Origin of the sequence: Bacillus cereus group sp. BfR-BA-01379, assembly GCF_022663605.1 — a bacterium.
GTDB classification, from domain to species: domain Bacteria; phylum Bacillota; class Bacilli; order Bacillales; family Bacillaceae_G; genus Bacillus_A; species Bacillus_A mobilis.
This window is the reverse complement of the sequence record NZ_JAKUFT010000035.1, coordinates 25,522-52,518: the sequence shown is the minus strand read 5'-3', so window position 1 is coordinate 52,518 and position 26,997 is coordinate 25,522. Positions and strand designations below refer to the sequence as shown.

The following is a 26,997-nucleotide window of genomic DNA, read 5'->3' as shown; positions in this document are numbered from 1 at the left end:
TTCATATTGAATGGATGTTACATGAGGCTGGAATTAACATTTATGAACAAGAAAGAAAAGCGAGCTAATGATTAATTAGCTCGCTTTTCTGTTGAAAAATTCGTTGAAATTTTGTAAAAGCTCCGCAAGAGGTGTTTTTTGTTGTAAAATAAAAGAAAAGGGTTGAACGTTTCGTTGTATTTCTATGATGGAATGTGTTGCGAAAGGGAATAAATGAACGATAAACATATTTTTTTGTGATTTTATCGGAAAGTAACAAACTTTAAAAGGGAATTTTCACACAATTGTCGAACAATTCATGTAGCCTAGAAGGATACACATGTCGGAGAATCGATTCGGTAAGGGAGGAAAAGCTGTGGAGAAAATTAAAGTATGTCTTGTGGATGATAATAAAGAATTAGTATCAATGCTAGAGAGTTATGTAGCTGCTCAAGATGATATGGAAGTAATCGGTACTGCTTATAATGGTCAAGAGTGTTTAAATTTATTAAATGATAAGCAGCCGGATGTACTTGTTTTAGACATTATTATGCCACATTTAGATGGTTTAGCTGTACTAGAGAAAATGCGACATATTGAAAGGTTAAGACAGCCTAGCGTAATTATGTTAACAGCATTTGGACAAGAAGATGTGACGAAAAAAGCAGTTGACTTAGGTGCTTCATATTTCATATTAAAACCATTTGATATGGAGAATTTAACGAGTCATATTCGTCAAGTGAGTGGCAAGGCAAATGCTACTATTAAACGTCCATTACCATCTTTCCGATCAGCAACAACAATAGATGGAAAACCGAAAAACTTAGATGCAAGTATTACGAGTATTATTCATGAAATTGGTGTGCCTGCTCATATTAAAGGGTATATGTATTTAAGGGAAGCAATCTCTATGGTGTACAATGATATCGAATTACTGGGATCTATTACGAAAGTATTATATCCGGATATCGCAAAAAAATATAATACAACAGCAAGCCGTGTTGAGCGTGCAATCCGTCACGCAATTGAAGTAGCATGGAGTCGAGGAAATATTGATTCTATTTCGTCCTTATTCGGTTATACAGTATCCATGTCAAAAGCAAAACCAACAAATTCCGAGTTCATCGCAATGGTTGCAGATAAGCTAAGACTTGAACATAAGGCTAGCTGAGAGTAAAGATAGTATGGGATGTAAGTTTTAGTAAAGCTTAATCATTCTTTAAATTTATACTCGATATTAAATGTAAAGCCAATGAACTTTTTATTCAATGACCAATGAATATTAGAATTCATTGGTCTTTTTATTTTATTGAGAACAACAGATTATTTGATATCATGGAAAATAAATCCTGTTTTTGGTGATATTACATATAAGTGAATTAAATAGGTATAGATAGGGAGAAGGGGAATGAAAAATAAAGTATTAACTTGGCTAGGAATAGTAGCGGTTACGGGGGTTCTTGCTGTTGCAGTTACACTTGGAATGTTAGAACTTGCCGATAATCCAGTAGATCAAGAAGTGAGTGCTCAAATAGATAAAAAAGAAGTCCAAACGATAGTAGGAAGAGAGGTAGATGGAATCTTCGTTGATGTGTATGTCACTGAAAATTCTACTGAAAGCGAAGTCATTACAGTAATGCATCACATGACTCATCAAAAAGTAGTGGCAGGACGAAAATCAGGATCCATCCCAATGATTCAAAAAAATGTTGAAAAATTAAAAAAAATCATAAATAAGAGTGGCTTTACGAAAAAAAATGAGCTTTTAGCGATTGCTGATAGATGGGCGAAAAAAGATTTTAGTGAAATTGTGGAAGATCATAATTATTTCTCGGATGCTCAAGAAGGTAACACTTGTACAGCGACTAGAGCGATGGATGCGGTAGATGAGCAACATTATATTTTAACTACATTCGGGGAGGAAAAAGCGAAAGAACTATATAATTCAGGAGATGCGCCACACGTTCAATAAAAAATAATAGGAAAGGGTTTTTAGTTATATTATTATCTTGCTTTCTTTATGAATTGTAACAAAAAAGAAGATATATCATTCATTATTAAATGATGAAGTGAAGGTTAAATCGCATCGTAGTACATCTGTTAAGGGATTTTAGCAGGGGAGTCATCCGTGATATAATAGAAAATAATAAAAAGCCCTGCAAAACAGGACTGTATTATTCTTCGTCTTTATTTTGTTTTTCTAATTCAACTAACTTTTGAATTAAAATGTGCTGCGGCATATGCATAAGTTGTTCGAGCGGAACACCTAATGCTTTTGATAGGCGGACTGCAGTGTCTGGAGAAATTTGTAATGGTCTCATAGAAGTACCTCCTTTTTCGTATAGTATAGCATAAGATTGGGGGAGTGAGGATGACTCTTATATTTGCACATCGTGGTGCAGCGGGAACGTACCCAGAAAATACAATGATTTCATTTGAAGCAGCTGAATCTTTTAGAGCCGATGGAATTGAATTGGATGTTCAATTAACGAAAGACGGAAAAGTTGTCGTCATTCATGATGAAACAGTGAACAGGACAACAAATGGAAAAGGTGCGGTTCGAAATTATGTATATGAGGATTTATGTAAATTAGATGCGAGCTATACATTCAGTGATAAAGTAGGATTTTGTAAAATACCTCTTTTAGAAGAGGTATTAGAATGGATTGAAAAAACAGAGTTGCTACTTAATATTGAACTTAAAAATAATAAAATCCCATACAGAGGTTTAGAAGAAGAAGTTATAACGCTTGTACGGAAATGTAATTTAGAAGATCGTGTTATATTTTCTTCGTTTAATCACTACAGTATGAAAAAGTGTCATATGATGGCTCCTGATATTCAAACAGCGATTTTATATCGCGAAGGTTTGCATAGTCCATGGGCGTATGCAAAAAAAATGGGTGCTACAGCAGTACACCCGAATTATCGTTATCTGCAAGATGCCGTTGCTGAATTAACGATGGAGAGTGGTGTAGAGGTTCGCCCTTATACAATTAATGAAGAAACGCTTATGCGAAAATATTTTGATATGAATATTTCGGCGATTATTACTGATTACCCTGAAACGGCAAGAATGTTATTGCCAATAAAAAAATGAGACCGCGTGTAACGGTCTCATTTTTTTATTTATCCCGCTATTTGCGGGCAGTAAGACCCCGCCTCAAAATTCAGCGAAAGCAAAGAAGTTAGTTGGGGGTCGGGCTGCCCGTAAAAGCCCGATTGGTGAGGGCTGATTAAAGTTTCACTTTATAAATAGTGGGGCTTTCTTATCTTCTAAAGCGAGCTTGTACTTTATTTCGTTTACGGTCTCGGTGTAAGACGAAGCCGCCAAAAATATAAAACCCGAGCGCGAAGCAAAGAGCGCCAATTAAAAATTGTAACCACAGTATAGAGAGTGGAGGAAATAGAATCCCAAATACAGTATCTCTCATTAACTTAATGCCAAACACAGCTAATGAAATGGGGATGAGTGCTAATAATAGAGCAAGGTAACGCTGCATATAAACGCTCCTTTTCAGATTATTTTGTTTATTTCAATGATGTTATATGGAAAGGGGGTTTGTCAAGAGGGGGCTGAACGAGTAAGATAAGGGTGTGAAAAATTTTGCAGAGATACTTCGAGAGGAAGTGTAATATATGAAACAAAAAGTGTTAATTGTTGGTGCCGGTGAAGGTGGTAGTACACTGCTGAATCTGTTACAAAGTTCAAATATATTTCAAATTATAGGGATTATTGATATAAATCCGTTAGCGAAAGGATTACAAATGGCTACGGAATATGGGGTTACGATTGGAGAGAGTGTAACGCCGTTTCTTGCTATGCACATTGATGTAATGTTTGATATGACAGGTGACGATAATTTACATAAAGATTTATTAAAGAAAAAGCATAAAGATACTCTTCTTATACCAGGCGATATTGCGAAAATTGTTACGAGATTAGCACATGAGAAGGAAGATTTAATTGGAAAGTTAGAAGAACAAACGCAGCAAGGGGATTTAATTTTAAATTCTACGCATGACGGTATGATTGTGATTGATCGAGAGGGACAAGTTCGCCTATTTAATAAAAGTGCAGAGCGTATTATTGGGTATAAAAAAGAAGAGGCGGTAGGGAAGTATATTTTAGAAGTTATTCCGACTAGTAAGCTGCTTCGTATTATACGTACGAAACAAATAGAAGTAAATTATGAACTGACATTAGAGAATGAAAAGAAAATTATTACAACCCGTATTCCTATATTAAAAGAGGGGGGAGAGGTGCAAGGGGCATTTGCGATTTTTAAAGATATAACAGAAGTTGTAGATCTTGCGGAAGAAGTTACAGATTTAAAAGAAATTCAAACGTTACTTGAGGCAATTATTAACTCATCTGAAGAAGCAATTTCAGTCGTGGATGAAAAAGGAAGAGGGTTAGTAATTAACCCTGCGTATACGAAATTAACAGGTTTAACAGAAGAGGACATTATTGGAAAGCCAGCTACAACTGATATTGTAGAAGGTGAAAGTATGCATATGAAAGTACTTCGAACGCGTAGGGCGGTACGAGGGATACATATGAAGATCGGGCAAAAAAAGAGAGATGTAATTGTAAACGTAGCACCAGTCATTGTGGATGGGATATTGAAAGGGAGCGTTGGTGTAATTCGTGACGTATCAGAAATTCAAAAGTTAACAAATGAATTGAATAGGGCAAGGCAAATTATTCGAACGTTAGAAGCAAAATATTCATTTGATGACATTGTCGGAAAATCTGATGAAACAACGGCGGCTATCGAGCAGGCAAAACTTGGGGCGAATACACCAGCAACAGTATTACTACGCGGAGAATCTGGAACGGGTAAAGAATTGTTTGCACATGCCATCCATAATGGAAGTAATCGAAAATACAATAAGTTTGTTCGTGTAAACTGTGCAGCTATTTCGGAGACGTTGCTAGAAAGTGAATTATTCGGTTATGAGGAAGGTGCATTTTCTGGCGCGAAAAGAGGCGGAAAACGTGGATTCTTTGAGGAGGCGAATAACGGTAGTATCTTTTTAGATGAAATAGGGGAACTATCTGCAAATACGCAGGCGAAACTCCTTCGCGTGTTGCAAGAAAAAGAAATTGTAAAGGTTGGTGGAACGAAAGCGATACCTATAAATGTCCGGGTAATTGCAGCGACACATGTGAATTTAGAAAAAGGCATTCTAGAAGGAGAGTTTAGGGAGGACTTATATTATCGATTAAATAAAATTCCAATTCAAATTCCATCTCTTCGTCAGCGGAAAGGAGACATACCGGCAATCGCAGAAAGATTAATTCAAAAAATTAATCAAGATTATGGCCGAAATATAGAGGGGCTCACTGATCCAGCTATTTTATATTTACAATCATATGAATGGCCAGGAAATGTGAGGGAACTTGAAAATATTTTGGGGAGAGCTATTATCTTTATGAATTATAACGAGACCTATATTGATGTACACCATTTACCGCCATTACATAATGAAGAGCAGGTGGAGTCAAAGCAAACTCATTTATTACCCGAGTTGGAGGAAAAGCCACTTGAACATTTAGTGACAGAGTTTGAAGGGAATATCATTCATGAATATTTAGAGAGGTTTGGCGGAAATAAAACACAAACGGCAAGAGCGTTAGGAATTTCGGTTCGAAATTTATATTACAAGCTAGAAAAGTATGAGTGTGCAAAAAATAGCATGCAATAAATTGCGTACCGTGCAATTTATTGCATGGTATACAAAATACGACAAATCAAGACAGAATATTTTGTTATTTTCCAAAGTATTGATTTTACTGCATTTTGAATGCGTTTTCATTATTGGTAGGACCACTTTTAAAAGTTGGCACGGTATTTGCTTTATAAATAGACGAGGGACGACGGAAAGGGTTGATTACAAAATATGAAGTTAGAACACTTAATTGATCAAGCAGCGGGACAGCCTAAAAAAACTGTGGCTGTAGCAGTAGCTGAAGATCATGAAGTAATTGAAGCTGTAGCGAAAGCAATTACATTACAGCTAGCTCAATTTCGTCTATATGGGAATCAAGAAAAAATAATGGGGATGTTACAAGAACATGGTTTACAAACTTCAGAACATATTGAAGTGATTGCAGCAGCATCAAGTGCTGAGGCTGCGGAACTTTCTGTTAAAGCTGTAAGAAATGGCGAAGCAGATGTGCTTATGAAGGGAAACATCCCAACAGCAAATATTTTGAAATCTGTATTAAATAAAGAGTGGGGACTTCGTAAAGGTAGCGTACTTTCACACGTTGCAGCATTTGAAGTTCCAAATTACGATCGTCTAATTTTTGTTACAGATGCAGCGATGAACATTGCACCTGATGTAACACAGAAAGCTGCTATTATACAGAATACTGTAGAAGTTGCCCGGGCAATAGGGATAGATCTGCCAAAGGTAGCACCAATTGCAGCGGTAGAGGTTGTGAATCCTGCGATGCAAGCGACAATTGATGCAGCGATGTTAACTCAAATGAATCGCCGCGGACAAATTAAAAATTGTGTCGTTGATGGACCACTTGCTTTAGATAATGCAGTATCACAAATTGCAGCAGAACATAAAGGCATAGTAAGTGATGTAGCAGGTAAGGCAGACATTTTACTCGTCCCAACGATTGAAGCTGGAAATGTGCTATACAAATCACTCGTATACTTTGCGGATGCAAAAGTAGGAGCTATGATTGCTGGCGCAAAAGCACCGATTGTTTTAACATCTCGTGCTGATTCAGCAGAAACAAAAGTATATTCATTAGCATTGGCAGTTGCGACTGCTTCAAAATAAACCAAAAAGGGTAAAACACTAGGGGGAAACGACAATGACATTAGAAATCTTCGAATACTTAGAAAAATATGATTATGAGCAAGTAGTATTTTGTCAAGATAAAGAATCTGGTTTAAAAGCAATTATTGCAATACATGATACAACACTTGGACCAGCTCTTGGTGGAACAAGAATGTGGACATATGATTCTGAAGAAGCGGCGATTGAAGATGCATTGCGTCTTGCAAAAGGGATGACATACAAAAACGCAGCAGCTGGCTTAAACTTAGGTGGTGCGAAAACAGTAATTATCGGTGATCCACGTAAAGATAAGAGCGAAGCGATGTTCCGCGCATTAGGACGTTACATTCAAGGACTAAACGGACGTTACATTACAGCTGAAGATGTTGGTACAACAGTAGATGATATGGATATTATCCACGAAGAAACTGACTTTGTAACAGGTATTTCACCATCATTCGGTTCTTCTGGTAACCCATCTCCAGTAACTGCATACGGTGTTTACCGTGGTATGAAAGCAGCTGCGAAAGAGGCTTTCGGTACTGATAATTTAGAAGGAAAAGTAATTGCTGTTCAAGGCGTTGGTAACGTAGCATATCACCTATGCAAACATTTACACGCTGAAGGAGCAAAACTAATCGTTACAGATATTAATAAAGAAGCTGTACAACGCGCGGTAGAAGAATTCGGTGCATCAGCAGTTGAACCAAATGAAATTTACGGTGTTGAATGTGATATTTACGCACCATGTGCATTAGGTGCAACAGTTAATGACGAAACTATTCCACAACTTAAAGCAAAAGTAATCGCAGGTTCTGCAAATAACCAATTAAAAGAAGATCGTCACGGCGACGTGATTCATGAAATGGGTATTGTATACGCACCAGACTATGTTATCAATGCAGGTGGCGTAATTAACGTAGCAGACGAGTTATATGGATACAATAGAGAACGTGCACTAAAACGTGTTGAGTCAATTTATGACACAATTGCAAAAGTAATCGAAATTTCAAAACGCGATGGCATTGCAACTTATGTAGCAGCAGATCGTCTAGCTGAAGAGCGCATTGCAAGCTTGAAAAACTCTCGTAGCACATACTTACGCAACGGTCACGACATTATTAGCCGTCGCTAATCATTCATATATTACTTTTACAAAAGGTGTGGTTACCTCTTATGAGGTTTCCATTTCCTTTTGAATTTATTAGTGGAGGTAGCAACAGTGTCCTTAAATCGAATTCTTGTTATTAATCCGGGTAGTACATCCACAAAAATTGGTGTTTTTGATAATGAAAGACCCGTTTTAGAAGAGACTATTCGTCATGACGAAGAACAAATTGGAAAATATAAGAGAATTATCGACCAATATGAATTTCGTAAAGAAACGATCTTAGAAGTTCTACATTCTCACGGTATTAACATTTCAAAGTTAAACGCAGTTTGTGGGCGCGGGGGATTACTTCGTCCAATCGAAGGCGGAACATACACAGTAAACGATTCGATGTTAGAAGATTTAAAAAATGGCTTTAGCGGTCATCATGCTTCAAATCTTGGAGGCATTTTAGCATATGAAATCGCTTCTGGATTAAATATTCCGGCATTTATAGTAGATCCTGTCGTTGTAGATGAAATGGAGCCAATTGCTCGTATAAGCGGTATTGCTGGTATGGAACGTAAAAGCATTTTCCATGCATTAAACCAAAAAGCAGTTGCTCGTAAAGTAGCTGAAGAATTAAATCACAAATATGAGGATTTAAATTTATTAGTTACACATATGGGCGGCGGTATTACAGTTGGTGCTCATAAAAAAGGAAAAGTTATTGATGTGAATAACGGCTTAAACGGTGAAGGACCATTTAGTCCAGAGCGTGCTGGTACAGTACCGGTAGGGCAATTAGTTGAGATGTGTTTCTCTGGTGAGTATTACCGTGACGAAATGGTTAAAAAGCTTGTTGGACAAGGTGGACTTGTAAGTCTAATCGGTACAAATGATGCGATCAAAGTAGAACAAATGGTTGAAAAAGGTGATCCTGAAGCAACTCTTATTTATAAAGCAATGGCATATCAAGTTGCAAAAGAAATTGGCGGAGCTAGCGCTGTACTTCACGGGAAAATTGATGCAATCGTTCTAACTGGTGGACTTGCGTACAGTAAAATTCTTGTCGATGAAATAAAAGAACGTGTGGACTGGATTGCTGATGTTATCGTACATCCAGGGGAAGATGAATTACAAGCATTAGCAGAAGGAGCACTTCGTGTATTACGTGAAGAAGAAGCGCCGAAAGAGTATGTTGTACGAGAAAAACAAACAGTAGCTAGGGGTTGAGATAATGGCAAGAGAATATGATTTAGTCATCGTTGGCGGCGGTACTGGTGGATATGTTGCTGCTATTCGAGCATCGCAACTAGGTTTAAAAACTGCACTTGTTGAAAAAGAAAATCTTGGTGGTACTTGTTTGCACAAAGGATGTATTCCTAGTAAAGCTCTTTTGCGTAGTGCGGAAGTATACGCAACTGCTAAAAAAAGCGAAGAGTTCGGGGTTATTGCAAGTAATGTAGAACTAAACTTTGCGAAAGTACAAGAGCGTAAAGAGAAGATTGTAACGCAACTTCATAAAGGTGTTCAACACTTAATGAAACAAGGTAAAATTGATGTGTTTGAAGGTATTGGCCGTATTCTTGGCCCATCTATTTTCTCTCCAATGCCAGGGACAATTTCAGTTGAACTTGCAAGTGGAGAAGAGAATGAAATGTTAATTCCAAAAAATGTACTTGTTGCAACAGGTTCTCGTCCGAATTCATTACCAGGTTTAGAATTAGACGGAGAGTATGTAATGTCTTCCGATCATGCTCTAAAAATGGAAACGCTTCCTAACTCGATTATTATTGTTGGTGGCGGTGTAATCGGTATTGAGTGGGCATCTATGCTTGCTGACTTCGGTGTAGAAGTTACAGTATTAGAGTATGCGAAAACGATACTACCACTAGAAGATCAGGACGTTTCAAAAGAAATGCAACGTCTATTCAAGAAAAAAGGTATTAAAGTGGTAACTGGTGCAAAAGTATTACCAGAAACATTGGTAAAAGATAATGGAGTAACAATTCAAGCTGAACATAACGGTGAGAATAAAGAATTTAAAGCAGAAAAAATGCTTGTATCTGTAGGAAGACAAGCCAATACACAAAATATTGGTTTAGAGAATACGGATATCGTTGTGGAAAAAGGATACATTCAAACAAATGAGTTTTATCAAACGAAAGAATCTCATATTTACGCAATTGGAGATGTAATCGGTGGCTTACAACTTGCTCACGTTGCTTCTCATGAAGGAATTGTTGCAGTAGAACATATTGCGGGTAAAGAAGTTACACCAATTGATTATTCTATGGTATCAAAATGCGTATATAGCAGTCCGGAAGTTGCTTCTGTCGGTTTAACAGAACAAGAAGCGAAAGAAAAAGGCTATAAGTTAAAAGTAGGTAAGTTCTCATTCCGTGCGATTGGAAAAGCACTTGTATACGGCGAATCAGATGGTTTCGTAAAACTTGTAGTTGATGAAGAAACAAATGACATTCTTGGTGTTCACATGATTGGACCACATGTAACAGATATGATTTCTGAAGCTGGTCTTGCAAGAGTACTTGATGCAACACCGTGGGAAGTAGCACATACAATTCATCCGCATCCATCATTATCTGAGGCGATTGGTGAAGCAGCATTAGCTGTAGATGGAAAAGCGTTACACGCATAAAAATGTGGATTTAGGAGGTTATGAAAAATGGCAGAAGTAAAAGAAAAGCGCCATGAAGAGCTTGGCTTAAGTGATGAGCAAGTATTAGAAATGTTCCGTACGATGTTACTTGCACGTAAAATCGACGAACGTATGTGGTTATTAAACCGCGCTGGTAAAATTCCATTCGTAATTTCTTGTCAAGGACAAGAAGCAGCGCAAGTTGGAGCAGCATTCGCTCTTGATAGAAAGAAAGATTATGCATTACCATATTACCGTGATATGGGTGTTGTACTAGCGTTTGGCATGACAGCTAAAGAACTTATGTTGTCTGCTTTTGCGAAAGCTGGAGATCCAAACTCTGGTGGTCGTCAAATGCCTGGTCACTTCGGTCAAAAGAAAAATCGTATTGTGACAGGATCATCTCCGGTAACAACACAAGTACCACATGCAGTTGGTATTGCATTAGCTGGAAAAATGGAAAAGAAAGATTTAGTAACGTTTGTTACATTTGGAGAAGGTTCTTCAAACCAAGGTGACTTCCATGAAGGCGCAAACTTTGCTGGCGTACACAAACTACCTGTTATTTTCATGTGTGAAAATAATAAATACGCAATCTCTATTCCAGTTGAAAAACAATTAGCATGTAAAAATGTATCAGATCGTGCAATTGGTTACGGTATGCCTGGATATACAATAGACGGAAACGATCCACTTGCAGTATATAAAGCTGTAAAAGAAGCTGCAGACCGCGGCCGTCGTGGTGAAGGCCCAACTTTAATTGAAACAGTATCATATCGTTTAACAGCACATTCTAGTGACGACGATGATCGTGTTTATCGTGATAAAGAAGAAGTAGAAGAAGCAAAGAAAAAAGATTCAATTATAACATTTGCTGCTTATTTAAAAGAAGCTGGCGTGTTAACTGAGGAATCTGAAAAACAAATGTTAGACGAAATTATGCATATCGTAAATGAAGCAACAGAATATGCAGAAAATGCTCCGTATGCAGCACCTGAAGATGCATTGAAGCACGTATACGCAGAATAGGGGGGAACGTTTCATGGCTGTAATGTCTTATATTGATGCTATTACATTAGCAATGCGCGAAGAAATGGAACGCGATGAGAAAGTATTCGTTTTAGGTGAAGATGTTGGTAAAAAAGGTGGCGTATTTAAAGCGACACAAGGTTTGTATGATCAATTTGGTGAAGATCGTGCGCTTGATGCACCGCTTGCAGAATCTGCAATTGCTGGGGTAGCAATTGGTGCAGCAATGTATGGTATGCGTCCAATCGCTGAAATGCAGTTTGCTGATTTCATTATGCCAGCAGTAAACCAAATTGTTTCTGAGGCAGCAAAAATTCGTTATCGTTCTAATAACGATTGGACTTGTCCAGTTACAATTCGTGCGCCATTTGGCGGGGGTGTTCACGGTGCATTGTATCATTCACAATCTGTGGAAGCGATGTTTGCGAACCAACCAGGTTTAAAAATTGTTATCCCTTCTACACCATATGATGCAAAAGGCTTATTAAAAGCAGCAATTCGTGATGAAGATCCAGTATTATTCTTTGAACATAAACGTGCATATCGCTTAATCAAAGGTGAAGTGCCAGAAGATGATTACGTATTACCAATTGGAAAAGCAGATGTAAAACGTGAAGGTGATGATATTACTGTTATCACATACGGATTATGTGTTCATTTTGCTCTTCAAGCAGCTGAAAAGTTAGCACAAGATGGCATCTCTGCACACGTTCTTGATTTACGTACTGTATATCCATTAGATAAAGAAGCAATCATTGAAGCGGCTTCTAAAACAGGTAAAGTTCTTCTTGTAACAGAAGACAATAAAGAAGGAAGTATTATTAGTGAAGTGGCAGCAATTATTGCTGAAAACTGTCTGTTTGATTTAGATGCGCCAATCGCACGTCTTGCAGGTCCAGACGTTCCAGCAATGCCATATGCACCAACAATGGAAAAATTCTTTATGGTAAATCCAGATAAAGTTGAAAAAGCAATGCGTGAACTTGCGGAATTTTAATCGGGGGGACTATACATGGCTGTAGAAAATATTACAATGCCTCAGCTCGGGGAGAGCGTTACAGAGGGTACAATTAGTAAATGGCTCGTTAATGTTGGCGATCACGTAAATAAGTATGATCCGCTTGCAGAAGTAATGACTGATAAAGTAAATGCTGAAGTACCATCTTCTTTCACTGGTATTGTGAAAGAGTTAATTGCTGGTGAAGGTGAGACGTTAGCTGTAGGTGAAGTAGTTTGTGTTATTCAAGTAGAAGGCGCAGATGAAGTGGCAGCGACAGCTGTTGAGGAAAAAACAAAAGAAGAACCAAAGGCAGAAGTAGCTACGCCTGCAAAAGCACCGAAAGCAAAACAACCAACTGATGGAAAACCACGTTTTTCACCAGCTGTTTTAAAACTTGCGGGTGAGCATAACGTTGATTTAGATTTAGTAGAAGGTACGGGAGCAAATGGCCGTATCACTCGTAAAGATATTTTAAAGCTAGTGGAATCTGGAAATATTCCGCAAGCAGGTGCAAAGAAAGAGGAAGCGGTAGCAGCAGTAGTAGAAGCACGCTCAGCAGCACCAGCAGCACCAGTAGCGCAAAAAGTAGAAGCTGCAAAACCAGTTTCTGTACCAACAATGCCTGGCGATATCGAAATACCAGTAACAGGTGTGCGTAAAGCAATTGCAGCGAACATGTTACGTAGTAAACACGAAGCACCACACGCTTGGATGATGATTGAAGTAGATGTGACAAACCTTGTGTCATACCGTAATTCAATTAAAGGTGATTTCAAAAAACGCGAAGGCTTTAACTTAACGTTCTTTGCTTTCTTCGTAAAAGCAGTAGCACAAGCGTTAAAAGAGTATCCTCAAATCAATTCAATGTGGGCTGGCGATAAGATTGTTCAGAAGAAAGATATTAATCTTTCTATCGCTGTTGCAACAGAGGATGAACTATTTGTACCAGTAATTAAACACGCGGACGAGAAGACAATTAAAGGTATCGCTCGTGAAATTACAGAGCTTGCAGGAAAAGTACGTACGAAATCATTAAAAGCGGACGAAATGCAAGGTGGAACATTTACAATTAATAACACAGGATCATTCGGTTCTGTTCAATCTATGGGTATTATTAATTACCCACAAGCGGCTATTTTACAAGTTGAATCAATTGTAAAACGCCCAGTAATTATGGATAACGGTATGTTCGGTGCTCGCGACATGGTTAACTTATGTTTATCACTTGATCACCGTGTACTAGATGGTCTAATTTGTGGTAAGTTCTTAGGACGTGTAAAAGAAATTCTAGAAAATACGTCAGAAAATAATACATCTGTATATTAATAAAAAGCTCGCTTATGCGAGCTTTTTATTATCTTATTTCTTCATTTGCATCCTACATATGTACATCACTTTTCCCAGCAATCTTACAATGAACAAGTATGTATTAGAAATTTACGAAAATACATTGCTGATATATGGTATATAGATATAAAATAAGAAAAGAATAATTTTTTTTGGCAAATCTTACTGACGAAACTGTAGTATAATATATTGTATTGTATGAAAAAGAGAGTTATTCTATATAAGTGTTTTATAGATAATGTGTAATCAGTCGTCAAAACATGAAGAATGTTGACTCCTGGTTTTTTATTTTGCTGTAACAATGTTTCAGGAGGATGTCATGAAAAGAAGTACCGAGTTTCTAAAAAGTTTAGATGTAAAATTAATATTAATTTTGTTTGCATTATGTGTTACGAGTATAGCTGCTATATATAGCAGTCAGCAGACTGGCCAATATGGGGCTGAGAATTTTGCTTTGAAACAAGGACTTAACTACATAATTGGGATTGTAATGTTGCTTCTTGTTGCAAGTGTTGATTCGGATCAACTACAAAAACTATCTTGGCCATTGTATATTGCTACATTTGCTTCGATTATTTTATTGAAGATATTACCAGTTTCAAACTTTACACCTGAAATACTGGGGGCGAAAAGATGGTTTAGGTTTCCAGCAATTGGAGCTATTCAGCCATCGGAGTTTTTCAAAATTGCACTGATTATGCTAGTAGCAAATTTAGCAGTAAAACATAATGCACAGTACATGGTTCGAACATTTAAAACAGACCTAATACTAATAGGGAAGGTAATGTTGGTAGCTATTCCTCCTACGGTAGTTGTATATAGCCAACCGGATACAGGGATGGTGTTCTTATATGCTGCTGCTATTGCATGTATTTTATTTATGTCAGGTATTCAGAAGAAATTGATAGCGTTATGTACAGTTATTCCGGTGACCGTATTATCTACGTTAATATTTATTTACGTAAGGTATGAGGATTTCTTCTTTAATAATTTAGTTACGTTACTAAAACCTCACCAACAATCACGTATTGTAGGTTGGTTAAATCCATTTGAAAATGCAGATCAAGGTTATCAAACACAGCAATCGATTTTAGCTGTAGGTAGTGGCGGTATGGAAGGGAAAGGCTTTGGCGAAGGGAACGTCTATATCCCTGAGAAGCATACTGACTTTATTTTTGCTACAATTGCCGAAGAAGGTGGATTTATCGTAGCAGCTTTAGTCGTATTCTTATTCCTATTACTACTATATAGAACAATTATTATTGGTTATTCTGCGGATAATTTATTCGGTACATTATTATGTGCTGGGGCAATTGGGATATTAACGGTTCAAATATTCCAAAACATCGGTATGATCGTTGGATTAATGCCTGTAAAAGGGATTGCATTACCTTTCTTATCATATGGGGGAAGTTCCTTGTTCTCGAATATGATTATGATGGGTCTCATATTATCGGTACGGAAAACGTATAAAAAGTATATGTTTTCTGTTAAGTAAAAAAGCTGGTTCGTGTAAATACGAACCAGCTTTTTTACATATATGCTCTTAAACGTTGCAAACTAAAACAAAGTAGCAGTTTGAGACGGGTAAGGAGTGCAAAGTGATGCATATGCATATTTTTGAAGGGGCACGGCATCTTTCAAATAGTGAATGGGTTATTCGGGCTATTATAGCATACATATTTTTAATATTAGTTGCGAAAGCGATGGGACAAAGGTCCATCGCACAACTTCGTTTTTTAGATGTTGTATTAGTGTTATTGCTCGGAGGGAATATTTCTAATGCATTATCTGATGAAAAAGTAGGATTACTCGGCTCGATGATTACGACGTTCATACTCGTTGTACTTCACATTATAAGCTCAGTCTTAATGTTGAAATGGGATAGATGGAGACGCTTTTTAGAGCCAGCACCTATTATTCTTATACACAATGGTTCCATTGATTTTAGCAATTTGAAAAAAGCGAGAATTACGGTGGAATATTTATTTTCAGAACTTCGTATGCGAAATGTGAGCGACATTCAAAAGATTAAATTAGCATTATGGGAAGCGAACGGTGTTGTTTCTATATTTCAGTATCCAGAATATGAAGCAGTTTCGCGGCTTGATCTGAAAGTGGCGGGAAAAAAATCTCCAGTTTCTTTTGTATTAGTAAAGGATGGGAGCATTCAGCAAGATGTTCTAGCTTTAGTAGGAAAAACAGAAGAGTGGGCGAGAGAATTTCTAGAGAAGAGTGCAGAAGTCGAATCCATTATATTAGCTACAGTAGATGAAGCTCATAAAATAAATATTTTGTTAAAAAAATGAAAAATATACGCATTTTGTCGTTTCATACATATGATACAATAGTGTGGACAACGAAAAAGGAGGGATACGATGGGATATGTAGAGGAGTTACGAAAAGTAGTTGGTCATCGCCCTTTAATTTTAGTTGGTGCTGTTGTACTTGTTATAAATGAACATGGATATGTATTATTACAGCAAAGAACAGAGCCTTACGGAAAATGGGGATTGCCTGGCGGGTTAATGGAGCTTGGCGAATCACCAGAAGAAACAGCTTGCCGTGAAGTATATGAAGAGACAGGAATAGAAGTGAAGAACCTGCGATTAATTAATGTATTTTCTGGAGCGAACTATTTTACAAAATTAGCAAATGGTGATGAATTTCAATCCGTAACGACAGCCTATTATACAGAAGAATATGAAGGTGAGTTTGTTATGAATAAAGAAGAAGCGGTTCAGCTTACATTCTTCCCACTAACAGAACTACCTGATTATATTGTAGGATCGCATAAAAAAATGATTGTGGAATATATAAAAATTATGAGAAATAAGATATAATGCAATGAAAGAGATACAAAAACACAGTTCTGGTCGGTAGTCCAGACGCATGATTACATGTCAGTAACCTTCCCCTCCGGGATGTCCAGTATTTCTAATTTTTTTAAAGGAGGGGCTGTCAATGGATTTGACAGTATATCACGATGGTCAATTTTTCGTAGGAATTATTACGCATAAAGAAAAAGGGAAATTGTATGGAGCACGGTATATTTTTGGAATGGAACCTTCAGATGAAGAAGTACTTATATTTGTGAATGGTCCAATGCTAGCATATTTCCAGCATGTTGCAAAATGCGGTGTGGAAGTGAAAGAAAAACAACGTCCAAAAAATATAAAACGTATCATACGACAAGCGGCAAAAGAAGTAAATGTAAAACGTTTTACTAAGGTACAAGAGGCAATTGGCTTATCTTATGAACTGCATAAACAAGAAAAGCAAGTGCGCTCTAAAGAGAAGCGAGAAGCTGAAAAACAAAGAAGACGTTTAATTAAAGTACAAAAAGCAAAGCAAAAGCATCGTGGACATTAAGAAAAGGTGTTAGAGCAAGAGCTCTAACACCTTTTCTATACCCAAATACAAGTAAACTTACTTGTATTTCATAAACATTAACTGGTAAGATACAAATAGGTAGTTTTAGAGGAGGGAAAAGATTGATTAATTTTAACTTTTTTATGAATGATGTTGTCCGCCAAGCGCGTGAAGAGATTGTCTCTGCTGGATATACAGAATTGACGACGCCGGAAGCAGTAGAAGAAGCGTTTAAAAGAAATGGAACAACACTTGTAATGGTAAACTCTGTATGTGGTTGTGCAGGTGGCATTGCTCGTCCTGCTGCTGCGCATTCCGTACATTATGATAAACGTCCTAACCATCTTGTAACGGTGTTTGCAGGTCAAGATAAGGAAGCAACAGCAACAGCTCGTGAATATTTCGAAGGATATCCACCTTCTTCTCCATCATTCGCTTTATTAAAAGATGGAAAAATTGTAACGATGGTAGAACGTCATGAAATTGAAGGTCATGAACCAATGCAAGTTATTGCAAAACTACAATCTTATTTCGAAGAGAATTGTGAAGAACTATAAAAATAAGCAAAAAGGCGGTACGCCCACAATCAAGTGGATGTACCGCCTTTTTTATTTATTATTAAAATTTATCCCGCTTTAATGGGCAGTAAGACCCCCACCTCAAAATTCAGCGAAAGCAAAGAAGTTAGGCGGGGGGCGGGCTGCCCATAAAAGTCCGATTGGTTCAACTAATAATCAGTGGGGGATGAAGAAAACCCCCATTGATTAAAGTTTCACTTTATGGGACATGCATAGTTATGTTGTTTTATGCATTATTTTATGCATTGCAAATGGTATTAATATTGTTATTTTATTTATTTTTATTTTATATATTGCATAAAAATGAAAGTGCTGATACAATACAAACATCGAATAAATATTCTATTAAACTTTTAAATATACATTATTAGGGGGAAGAAAGATGAAGAAGTTATTATCAATATCGTTTGCACTGATTTTAATTATAAGTATGTTCAGTGCTTGTAGTAATGGGGAAGAAAAGGCTAGTGGAAAAAATAAAAAAGTACTGGTTATGGGGACTTCAGCAGATTATAAACCATATGAATACGTGGAAGCTTCAAAAAGTGATGAAATTATCGGCTTCGATGTTGATGTTGCTAAATATATCGGAAAAGAACTTGGTTATGAAGTGAAAGTGAAAGATATGGATTTTGGTGGTTTACTAGCATCTCTTAGCTCAGGAAAAGTTGATTTCGTAATGGCAGGTATGACGCCGACTGCAGACCGTAAAAATAATGTTGATTTCACAGATATTTATTTTGTTGCGAAAAACATGGTCGTTTCTAAAAAGGATTCTAATATTCAATCTGTAGAGGATTTAAAAGGGAAAAAAGTAGGGGTACAAACAGGATCTATTCAAGAAGAGAAAGCGGCAGAATTTAAAAAACAAATAGATTTCAAAGTTGAGGGACGTGACCGTATACCAGAAATCGTACAAGAAATTAAAGCTGGTCGTTTTGACGCTGCAATTATCGAAGATACAGTTGCTAAAAATTATTTAGAAAAAATGAAAGAATTACAAGGAATTGAAATTCAAGAAGCACCAGAAGAAGTAGGAGCAGCAATTGCCCTTCCGAAAAACAGTGATAAAACAGCTGAATTTAATAAAGTAATTAAAAAAATGCAAGAAAATGGAGAAATGGATAAATTAGTGAAGAAATGGTTTGGCAGCGAAAAATAAGCTGCCTTTCACTTTTCTTTGAAGGGAATGACAAGAATGAACTTAGATTTTTCGGCGATTACGCCTTCGATACCATATATACTAAAAGGTCTAGAAGTTACTTTGAAAATTGTAGCAGTATCAGCGTTAGTTGGGTTTATTTTAGGAACGTTATTAGCGCTTTGCAAAATTGCTAGAATACGAGCATTAAATATAGCAGCAGATTTTTATACATCAATTTTCCGTGGTACACCACTTGTATTGCAATTAATGATTATTTATTTCGGTGTCCCGCAAATAATTGGTTATGAAATACCAGCATTCGTAGCGGCTGTATTAGCATTTAGCTTAAATTCAGGTGCATATATGTCAGAGGTAATTCGTGCCGGCATTCAAGCGGTTGATAATGGACAAACAGAAGCAGCGATGGCTTTAGGGATTCCTTACGGAAAAATGATGCGAAATATTATTTTTCCTCAAGCATTAAAAAATATATTACCAGCGCTTGTGAACGAGTTTGCGACACTTACGAAAGAATCGGCTGTAGTAACAGTAATAGGAGCGACAGATTTAATGCGCCGTGCTTACATTGTAGGCGGTGAGACGTTTAAATATCTTGAACCATTACTTTTTGTTGGGCTAATTTATTATATGCTAGTCATTATTCTTACATTAGTCGGGAAGGCAATTGAAGGGAGAATGAAGAAAAGTGATTAAAATTGAAAACCTTCATAAATCATTTGGAAAAAACGAAGTATTAAAAGGAATTACAACAACGATTGAAAAAGGGGAAGTAGTAGCAATTATTGGACCGTCTGGGTCAGGGAAATCAACATTTTTACGTTGTATGAATGTGCTAGAAGCACCGACAAATGGTCACATTTGGATTGGAACGGAAGAAGTAACGAATCCGAAAACGAATATTATGCACGTTCGTGAAAATGTCGGAATGGTATTTCAGCATTTTCACCTATTTCCTCATATGACTGTATTAGAAAATATTACGTATGCTCCTATTAATGTAAAAGGAGTAACGAAACAGGAAGCCGAAAAGAAAGCCGAGAAACTTTTAGAAAAGGTCGGTTTATTAGATAAAAAAGATACGTATCCAAACCGTCTTTCGGGAGGACAAAAGCAACGTGTAGCAATTGCGAGAGCGTTAGCGATGGAACCAGAAGTTATGTTATTTGATGAACCAACATCAGCACTAGATCCAGAGATGGTGAAAGAAGTATTAGAAGTTATGAAATCATTAGTTACGACAGGAATGACAATGGCGATTGTTACACATGAAATGGGATTCGCGAAAGAAGTAGCTGATCGTGTTCTCTTTTTAGATGGTGGAAAGCTTGTAGAAGATAGTGCACCAGAAGAATTTTTTGCAGCACCGAAAAGTGAACGTGCGCAACAATTTTTACAAAAAATATTGTAATATGTAACGGTTACGTGAATAATAAGTAGAAAAGGATGACATTGTGTCATCCTTTTTTTATACTAACTGTAAATACGTTTATACATATAGGAGCAATGCTATGTTCAAAATTGGATACCGTACAGTAAAAACAGCAATAGGGACAGGCGCAGCAGTGTTTATTGCTCAGTTATTAGGATTAGAATTTTATAGTTCAGCGGGTATTTTAGTTATATTATGTGTACAAAATACGAAACGTAAATCACTTCAAGTATCGTTACATCGTTTTTTAGCTTGTGTACTATCAATGGTATTCGCGTTTTGTATTTTTGAAACAATTGGATATACACCGCTAGCAATTAGCGTATTATTACTTACATTTATTCCGACTGCAGTTATGCTTAAAATTCAAGAAGGTATTGTCACGAGTTCAGTTATTGTGATGCATCTATATTCATTGAAACAAATTACATGGCTTATTGTTGGAAATGAAATTGCGATATTAACGATAGGAATTAGCGTGGCTTTATTAGTGAATATGTATATGCCAAGTAGTGAAAATAAGTTAAAAGAGTATCAGGATACAATAGAAAGTAATTTTAAAACAATTTTGTTTGAAATGGTCGTTTATTTACGAAACAGAGAAAGTAGTTGGAGCGGGGCTGAACTTATTGAAACTGAAAATATGCTAAATGAAGCAAGGGATTTATCGTTTAAGAAACTTGAGAATGCATTTATGCGAGAAGATGGCTATTACTATCGTTATTTTAATATGCGTATGCAGCAATTCGAAATTTTAGAGCGGATGATACCATTAGCAGCTTCTTTATCATGGACATATGAACAAGCTGACATGATTGCGGATGTGGTTGAAAACATCGGGAATGCTATTAGCCCTGAGAGTACTGGGGTTATTTCCTTAAGACAGCTGCAAGAAATGAGAGAATTATTTAGAGACATGCCATTGCCAGTTACTCGTGAAGAATTTGAGATACGTGCAAAGCTTGTTCAACTTGTGTATGAAATGGAACAATATTTACTCATTAAAAGTCGTTTTAAGGGAAAGGATAATATAAAAGAACTTATATAGAAGGTAGGAATTATTTATGCCGTATCTTCTCTCTTTCATATTATGTCTTTCTTTATCGCCTATTTGGCCTCTTGGAGATAATCCACGTGCCGGAGATCCTTTTATTATTGTAAATAAAGCGACAAATAAACTAGCTTATATTGATGATGGAAAGATTCAAAAGGTTTTTCCAGTAGCGACAGGGAAAACAAATGAATTAACTCCAGAAGGAACTTTTGATGTTGTAATGAAAGCGAAGGATCCGTATTATATTGCGAAGGATATTCCAGGGGGATCACCGAAAAATCCGCTTGGGTCAAGGTGGATTGGATTTAATGCAAGAGGAACTGATGGAAGTAAATATGGAATACATGGAACAAACCAACCTAGTTCAATTGGAAAGTATATTTCACAAGGGTGTATAAGAATGAAGAAAAACGATGTGGAGTATTTATTTGATCGCATTCCAATTGGAACGAAAGTATGGATTGTGAAGTCGAAAAAATCATTTCAGCAATTGGCAAAACAAAAAGGAGCCATTGCATATGAAAGAGCCAACGAAAAGGTTGGCTTTTTCTATTGTAATAAGTTGTCTTGACATGTGTACATAACCATGAGTTAATGAGAGTATAGAAAGATAAAGTGAAACTTTAATCAGTGGAAGGTTTTTGTCCGCTGATTATCAGCCCGCACCAATCGGGGGGGAAATTAGATAAAGGGGTTGCTCATATGTACTTGAATCCAAAAATTTCGTATATGCAATTTTTTATGGGATTTCTATTTGTTATTACATTCATATTGGCAACTTTTAATATATGTTCTTATCTTGTAGCAATTGTATGCATGGCATTACTCAATCTTACTTTTGTTATTGGAGCATTTCAGCAGAAACAATATACAAGTTTTATAACAGCACTTATAATGTCATTTTCCTTTTGTATTGTAGCGATTGTGCTTTATATAAAATAAACCATCTCGATATCGAGATGGTTTATTTTGTTATGTATAAAAAGTAAAAAAAGGACGAACACATCGCCCTTTTTACCAAAACATACTTGCGCCAGCAAGTAATGTTGTTACAAGCATAGAAATTAGCATTACATAGACCATAACTTTTTGAGCTTTTTTATGCATCGTTATACCTCCTTGCAAATCAGTACAATATCATTGTAACGAGAAATGATATTGTGGACAAGGGGAGAGAAGTGACAAAATTCGAGAAGTGTGTGTAAAGTATAACAGGAAATTTGTATGTATGTAGAGAATATATAATAATGATAGAGTATAAGTTTTTTGTGATGCAAGCTGAAGAATGGAGATACGATGATGAAAATATACGAAACAAATCGTTTACATTTAAGGGAAATTGATGAGTCGTATGCTGAAAAAGTTCTTCAATATTACGACAGAAATCGTGAATTTTTAAAAGCTTGGGAAGAGTATAGACCGGATGATTTTTTTACGTTAGATTATCAGAAGAAAAAGTTACAAAAGGATAGAAAAGAGTTTGCAGAAGGTAAAATCATCAGACTTTGGATTTTTAAAAAGGGTGATGATACAAAAATTATTGGGTGTATCTCATTTAATTTAATTGTTCGCGGTATTTATCAATCTTGTGTGCTTGGCTATAAATTAGATAAGGCAGAATTGAATAAAGGTTACACGACAGAAGCGCTTAGGAAAGCTATTCAAGTTACTTTCGAAGAATTTCAGTTACATCGTATAGAAGCACCGATTATGCCACGAAATTTAGCATCTATACAAGTAGTGACGAAGATAGGCTTTCAATATGAGGGCGTGTCTAGGAAGATGTTAATGGTAAATGGAGTATGGGAAGATCATATGCGCTGGGTATTGTTAAATGAGTAATAGAAAGCAGATGGTTATCTAGACATATAAACCGTCTGTTTTTTGTCTTGTATTTCGAAACTTTTGCGAAATTCTGTTATAATTAATAGTGTTACATACATAATGGTAGTGCAGGAGGCGCAGTCTTATGATTAATCAAGAACGTTTAGTAAATGAATTTATGGAATTAGTACAAGTGGATTCTGAAACGAAATTTGAGGCAGAAATTTGCAAAGTATTAACAAAGAAATTTACAGATTTAGGTGTAGAAGTATTTGAAGATGACACAATGACTGTTACTGGTCATGGTGCAGGTAACTTAATTTGTACTTTACCAGCAACAAAAGATGGTGTTGATACAATTTACTTTACTTCTCATATGGATACAGTAGTTCCTGGTAATGGAATTAAGCCTTCTATTAAAGATGGATATATCGTATCAGATGGTACTACGATTTTAGGTGCGGATGATAAAGCAGGATTAGCATCAATGTTCGAAGCAATTCGTGTTTTAAAAGAGAAAAACATCCCTCATGGTAAAATTGAATTTATTATTACAGTTGGAGAAGAATCAGGTCTTGTTGGTGCAAAAGCATTAGATCGTGAGCGCATTACAGCGAAATACGGTTACGCATTAGATAGCGATGGAAAAGTTGGTGAAATCGTTGTTGCAGCTCCAACACAAGCGAAAGTGAATGCAATTATTCGAGGGAAAACAGCTCACGCTGGTGTAGCGCCAGAAAAAGGTGTATCTGCAATTACTATCGCAGCGAAGGCAATTGCGAAGATGCCACTTGGTCGTATTGATTCTGAAACAACTGCAAATATTGGACGTTTTGAAGGTGGAACACAAACAAATATCGTTTGCGATCATGTACAAATCTTTGCAGAAGCGCGTTCTTTAATCAATGAAAAAATGGAAGTACAAGTTGCGAAAATGAAAGAAGCATTTGAAACAACTGCAAAAGAAATGGGTGGTCATGCAGACGTTGAAGTAAACGTTATGTACCCAGGATTTAAATTTGCTGATGGCGATCACGTTGTAGAAGTTGCAAAACGTGCAGCTGAAAATATTGGTCGTACACCTTCTCTTCACCAAAGTGGTGGCGGAAGTGATGCAAACGTAATCGCAGGACACGGTATTCCAACAGTTAACTTAGCGGTTGGTTATGAAGAAATTCATACAACAAACGAAAAGATTCCTGTTGAAGAATTAGCGAAAACAGCAGAATTAGTTGTTGCAATTATTGAAGAAGTAGCGAAGTAACGTACTAGAAAAAAGCGTGTAAATCACAATCGATTTACACGCTTTTTATTTTGATTCGATTGCTTTTACAAGGCGGATCAGCCAATACAAGAAAATCCATGGCAGTATAGAGCAGCTGTTATAATACCCAGTAGACTTGGAAGGATTCCTGCTACGTTTATATCAAAAATAGGGAGTAATAAATAATTAATTAAGATGATTAATATAATAACGAGAAATGTATAGTTGAGATTACTGTGTGATTTCATAACAAATCACTCCTTTTCCAATAATATCCATATCTCATATTAAGTATAGCAAAAATAAGGATAAAAAGAATAAGTAATTATTATATTGTACATGAATTTGATATAATGAAGGAACAAACGTTCTTTGAAAGGGTGAGTATTGTGCGAGAAATGTATCCGAAAAATGGTCGTGTTATTTTACATGTAGATATGAATTGTTTTTTCGCATCTGTTGAAATTGCTCATGACCCATCATTACAAGGGAAGCCGTTAGCAGTTGCTGGAAATGAAAAAGAAAGAAAAGGAATTATCATAACATGTAGTTATGAGGCGAGAGACTACGGAATACGTACAACGATGCCTCTTTGGGAAGCAAAAAGGTTATGTCCGCAATTAGTTGTAAGGCGTCCTAATTTTCCATTATATCGTGAAGCATCATTTCAAATGTTTCAAATCCTTTCTCGTTTTACGGAAAAAATACAACCAGTCTCTATAGATGAGGGATATTTAGATATTACAGATTGCTACGCACTTGGTTCGCCTCTTGAAATAGCAAAGATGATTCAACAAGCATTATTAACAGAATTACAGCTTCCGTGTAGCATCGGAATTGCTCCAAACCTTTTTCTAGCAAAAACAGCTTCTGATATGAAAAAGCCTCTCGGTATTACCGTACTTCGAAAACGAGATATTCCAGAAATGATTTGGCCACTTCCAGTTGGAGCAATGCATGGAATTGGAGAAAAAACAGCTGAAAAATTAAATGATATTCATATACAAACAATTGAGCAGTTAGCAAAAGGAAACGAACATATCATTCGCGCTAAAATTGGAAAGCATGGTGTCGATTTAAAGCGGCGGGCAAAAGGTATGGATGATAGGGAAGTTGATCCGAGTCAAATGGGACAACATAAAAGTGTTGGTAATTCGATGACCTTTTCAAAGGATATGGATGAAGAGAAAGAATTACTTGATATGTTAGAACGGCTATCAAAATCAGTGAGTAAAAGATTACAAAAGCGAACTCTTGTCAGCTATAATATTCAAATTATGATTAAATATCATGATAGGCGGACAGTAACGCGGAGTAAGCAATTGAAAAATGCGATTTGGGAAGAACGAGATATTTTTCAGGCAGCATCTCGTTTATGGAAGCAACATTGGGACGGTGATTCCGTCCGTTTACTAGGTGTTACAGCTACTGAAATAGAGTGGAAGACAGAATCGGTGAAACAATTAGATTTGTTTTCATTTGAAGAAGATGCGAAAGAAGAGCCGCTACTTGCTGTCATCGATCAAATTAATGATAAATATGGAATGCCCCTTTTACAACGAGGTAGTCAATTATTACGTAAGCAAGAAAAGTCTTTTCAGCAAAAATTAAAAAATAAGTTTATGTAGAAGGTGTCATGAAGCTGTACATATCATGACACCTTTCATTTTTAACTTGCTTCTAAATCTAATGAAGTTTTCCAACCAGCTGCAGTCACGCCAGCTTCTAATAGCATTCTGCTCACTATTTTTTCAATTAAGACTGCTGCATTTGTATTGCAATGTAATGTAGCTTGTATACACACTTTTTGCTTAGAATCTACGTCTTCACTATACAATTCTTTTAAACCAATGCCTTCAGAACTGACCATATGCATAAGTAAAAACCGAATATGGGCTTCATGTTCTTCTGAACAAGTAAGAGAAAGGAAGTAGTTCGTTTGTTCAGGTGATTCTTCTTTTGATTTTTGATTCATAAAGAGAGCGATTGGACGTAGTAGTATATTTGCTAGTAAAACGCCGGTTGCACCTAATATAGCTGCAACGAGGAAACCAGCGCCTGTAAGAGTACCAACAGCAGCTGCGCACCATAGAGTAGCCGCAGTATTAAGCCCTCTAATACTAAAACCATCGCGGATAATAACGCCGCCTCCTAAAAAACCAATCCCACTAACGACTTGAGCAGCAATACGTGAGGGGCTAGCATCGTGATCAAGCATGACGGATAATAAAACAAATATACAGGCACCAAGTGATACGAGAGCATTTGTCCGTAATCCAGCCATCCTGTGTCTCCATTGCCGTTCCATTCCGATGCAAGCACCTACAATAATTGCGATACATAATCTTAATACAATGTCATACCATACCATCATGGTCACCTCCATACATATAAGTC

At 36.6% G+C, this 26,997-nt stretch carries 29 protein-coding genes and 1 pseudogene; 25 read left to right on the top strand and 5 right to left on the bottom strand.

From position 1 onward, the window contains the following. Positions 1-355: 355 nt before the first annotated feature. Positions 356-1,150 carry a sporulation transcription factor Spo0A gene (gene spo0A / locus MR113_RS15130; protein WP_033656399.1) on the top strand — a complete coding sequence of 265 codons (795 nt, stop codon included), beginning with the start codon at positions 356-358 and terminating at the stop codon, positions 1,148-1,150. 237 nt (positions 1,151-1,387) lie between these two features. Further along, on the top strand, positions 1,388-1,951 hold the full coding sequence (locus tag MR113_RS15125; protein ID WP_242255235.1) for a PRK06770 family protein: 564 nt from the start codon (positions 1,388-1,390) through the stop codon (positions 1,949-1,951). A gap of 202 nt (positions 1,952-2,153) precedes the next feature. Here the strand turns inward: MR113_RS15125 and MR113_RS15120 are convergent, their stop codons facing one another. Then, a complete protein-coding gene (locus MR113_RS15120; RefSeq protein WP_001247671.1) occupies positions 2,154-2,300 on the bottom strand; it encodes a YycC family protein in 147 nt (48 codons plus the stop codon). Between the two features lie 50 nt (positions 2,301-2,350). Between MR113_RS15120 and MR113_RS15115 the strand changes: the two genes are divergently transcribed. Next, on the top strand, positions 2,351-3,079 hold the full coding sequence (locus tag MR113_RS15115) for a glycerophosphodiester phosphodiesterase (RefSeq protein WP_242255233.1): 729 nt from the start codon (positions 2,351-2,353) through the stop codon (positions 3,077-3,079). Between the two features lie 169 nt (positions 3,080-3,248). Here MR113_RS15115 and MR113_RS15110 read toward each other — a convergent pair whose 3' ends face one another. After that, complete coding sequence (locus tag MR113_RS15110; protein WP_001190187.1) at positions 3,249-3,482, bottom strand: DUF2627 domain-containing protein; 234 nt, start codon at positions 3,480-3,482, stop codon at positions 3,249-3,251. Between the two features lie 136 nt (positions 3,483-3,618). Here MR113_RS15110 and MR113_RS15105 point away from each other — a divergent pair, with 136 nt between their 5' ends. The 19 genes from MR113_RS15105 (at position 3,619) to MR113_RS15015 (ending at position 22,454) form a co-directional block, all read left to right on the top strand. Further along, positions 3,619-5,691, top strand: a complete 2,073-nt coding sequence (locus tag MR113_RS15105; protein ID WP_242255231.1) for a sigma-54 interaction domain-containing protein — start codon at positions 3,619-3,621, stop codon at positions 5,689-5,691. 195 nt (positions 5,692-5,886) lie between these two features. Next, positions 5,887-6,786 (top strand): phosphate butyryltransferase, encoded by a 900-nt coding sequence (gene yqiS / locus MR113_RS15100; RefSeq protein WP_242255229.1) that lies wholly within the window; start codon positions 5,887-5,889, stop codon positions 6,784-6,786. A 34-nt stretch (positions 6,787-6,820) separates the two neighbouring features. Continuing rightward, positions 6,821-7,921 (top strand): leucine dehydrogenase, encoded by a 1,101-nt coding sequence (locus MR113_RS15095; protein WP_000171356.1) that lies wholly within the window; start codon positions 6,821-6,823, stop codon positions 7,919-7,921. Positions 7,922-8,008: 87 nt separating this feature from the next. Next, the gene (gene buk / locus MR113_RS15090; RefSeq protein ID WP_000056195.1) at positions 8,009-9,112 is read left to right on the top strand and encodes a butyrate kinase; all 1,104 of its coding nucleotides are present in this window, start codon (positions 8,009-8,011) and stop codon (positions 9,110-9,112) included. A 4-nt stretch (positions 9,113-9,116) separates the two neighbouring features. After that, positions 9,117-10,538 (top strand): dihydrolipoyl dehydrogenase, encoded by a 1,422-nt coding sequence (lpdA, locus tag MR113_RS15085; RefSeq protein WP_242255227.1) that lies wholly within the window; start codon positions 9,117-9,119, stop codon positions 10,536-10,538. A 27-nt stretch (positions 10,539-10,565) separates the two neighbouring features. Further along, entirely contained in the window at positions 10,566-11,567 is a 1,002-nt protein-coding gene (gene bfmBAA, locus MR113_RS15080) for a 3-methyl-2-oxobutanoate dehydrogenase subunit alpha (protein ID WP_242255225.1), read from the top strand. Positions 11,568-11,580: 13 nt separating this feature from the next. Continuing rightward, complete coding sequence (gene bfmBAB / locus MR113_RS15075) at positions 11,581-12,564, top strand: 3-methyl-2-oxobutanoate dehydrogenase subunit beta (RefSeq protein ID WP_242255223.1); 984 nt, start codon at positions 11,581-11,583, stop codon at positions 12,562-12,564. Positions 12,565-12,579: 15 nt separating this feature from the next. Beyond that, a complete protein-coding gene (locus MR113_RS15070; RefSeq protein WP_242255221.1) occupies positions 12,580-13,893 on the top strand; it encodes a dihydrolipoamide acetyltransferase family protein in 1,314 nt (437 codons plus the stop codon). A gap of 340 nt (positions 13,894-14,233) precedes the next feature. Next, positions 14,234-15,412 (top strand): FtsW/RodA/SpoVE family cell cycle protein, encoded by a 1,179-nt coding sequence (locus tag MR113_RS15065; RefSeq protein ID WP_242255219.1) that lies wholly within the window; start codon positions 14,234-14,236, stop codon positions 15,410-15,412. 106 nt (positions 15,413-15,518) lie between these two features. Beyond that, entirely contained in the window at positions 15,519-16,223 is a 705-nt protein-coding gene (locus MR113_RS15060; RefSeq protein WP_242255217.1) for a DUF421 domain-containing protein, read from the top strand. A 69-nt stretch (positions 16,224-16,292) separates the two neighbouring features. Beyond that, entirely contained in the window at positions 16,293-16,757 is a 465-nt protein-coding gene (locus MR113_RS15055) for an NUDIX hydrolase (protein ID WP_242255216.1), read from the top strand. A gap of 121 nt (positions 16,758-16,878) precedes the next feature. Continuing rightward, entirely contained in the window at positions 16,879-17,286 is a 408-nt protein-coding gene (locus tag MR113_RS15050; protein ID WP_242255215.1) for a YjdF family protein, read from the top strand. Positions 17,287-17,429: 143 nt separating this feature from the next. Then, positions 17,430-17,843, top strand: a complete 414-nt coding sequence (locus tag MR113_RS15045; RefSeq protein WP_002008492.1) for a BrxA/BrxB family bacilliredoxin — start codon at positions 17,430-17,432, stop codon at positions 17,841-17,843. A gap of 403 nt (positions 17,844-18,246) precedes the next feature. Beyond that, the gene (locus MR113_RS15040; RefSeq protein ID WP_242255214.1) at positions 18,247-19,026 is read left to right on the top strand and encodes a transporter substrate-binding domain-containing protein; all 780 of its coding nucleotides are present in this window, start codon (positions 18,247-18,249) and stop codon (positions 19,024-19,026) included. A gap of 36 nt (positions 19,027-19,062) precedes the next feature. Further along, entirely contained in the window at positions 19,063-19,722 is a 660-nt protein-coding gene (locus tag MR113_RS15035; RefSeq protein WP_001046924.1) for an amino acid ABC transporter permease, read from the top strand. Further along, positions 19,715-20,437 (top strand): amino acid ABC transporter ATP-binding protein, encoded by a 723-nt coding sequence (locus MR113_RS15030; RefSeq protein WP_242255213.1) that lies wholly within the window; start codon positions 19,715-19,717, stop codon positions 20,435-20,437. Before MR113_RS15035 ends, MR113_RS15030 begins: the two co-directional genes overlap by 8 nt. Positions 20,438-20,537: 100 nt before the next feature. Then, positions 20,538-21,506 carry an aromatic acid exporter family protein gene (locus MR113_RS15025; protein WP_172552659.1) on the top strand — a complete coding sequence of 323 codons (969 nt, stop codon included), beginning with the start codon at positions 20,538-20,540 and terminating at the stop codon, positions 21,504-21,506. Between the two features lie 16 nt (positions 21,507-21,522). Continuing rightward, positions 21,523-22,083, top strand: a complete 561-nt coding sequence (locus tag MR113_RS15020; RefSeq protein WP_242255212.1) for a L,D-transpeptidase — start codon at positions 21,523-21,525, stop codon at positions 22,081-22,083. A gap of 131 nt (positions 22,084-22,214) precedes the next feature. Beyond that, the gene (locus tag MR113_RS15015; RefSeq protein ID WP_242255211.1) at positions 22,215-22,454 is read left to right on the top strand and encodes a DUF3894 domain-containing protein; all 240 of its coding nucleotides are present in this window, start codon (positions 22,215-22,217) and stop codon (positions 22,452-22,454) included. Between the two features lie 72 nt (positions 22,455-22,526). Here MR113_RS15015 and prli42 read toward each other — a convergent pair whose 3' ends face one another. After that, on the bottom strand, positions 22,527-22,619 hold the full coding sequence (prli42, locus tag MR113_RS15010) for a stressosome-associated protein Prli42 (protein ID WP_000549040.1): 93 nt from the start codon (positions 22,617-22,619) through the stop codon (positions 22,527-22,529). Positions 22,620-22,808: 189 nt separating this feature from the next. Here prli42 and MR113_RS15005 point away from each other — a divergent pair, with 189 nt between their 5' ends. Next, complete coding sequence (locus MR113_RS15005) at positions 22,809-23,354, top strand: GNAT family N-acetyltransferase (RefSeq protein ID WP_033657628.1); 546 nt, start codon at positions 22,809-22,811, stop codon at positions 23,352-23,354. Positions 23,355-23,481: 127 nt separating this feature from the next. After that, the gene (locus MR113_RS15000; RefSeq protein ID WP_242255210.1) at positions 23,482-24,600 is read left to right on the top strand and encodes a tripeptidase T; all 1,119 of its coding nucleotides are present in this window, start codon (positions 23,482-23,484) and stop codon (positions 24,598-24,600) included. A gap of 45 nt (positions 24,601-24,645) precedes the next feature. Here the strand turns inward: MR113_RS15000 and MR113_RS14995 are convergent. Further along, positions 24,646-24,848: pseudogene (locus MR113_RS14995) on the bottom strand (hypothetical protein). 141 nt (positions 24,849-24,989) lie between these two features. Here MR113_RS14995 and MR113_RS14990 point away from each other — a divergent pair. Further along, a complete protein-coding gene (locus MR113_RS14990) occupies positions 24,990-26,228 on the top strand; it encodes a DNA polymerase IV (RefSeq protein WP_242255209.1) in 1,239 nt (412 codons plus the stop codon). A gap of 41 nt (positions 26,229-26,269) precedes the next feature. On the opposite strand, the gene MR113_RS14985 is transcribed toward MR113_RS14990, so the two are convergent. Next, complete coding sequence (locus tag MR113_RS14985; RefSeq protein ID WP_242240616.1) at positions 26,270-26,971, bottom strand: MgtC/SapB family protein; 702 nt, start codon at positions 26,969-26,971, stop codon at positions 26,270-26,272. Positions 26,972-26,997 lie beyond the last annotated feature (26 nt).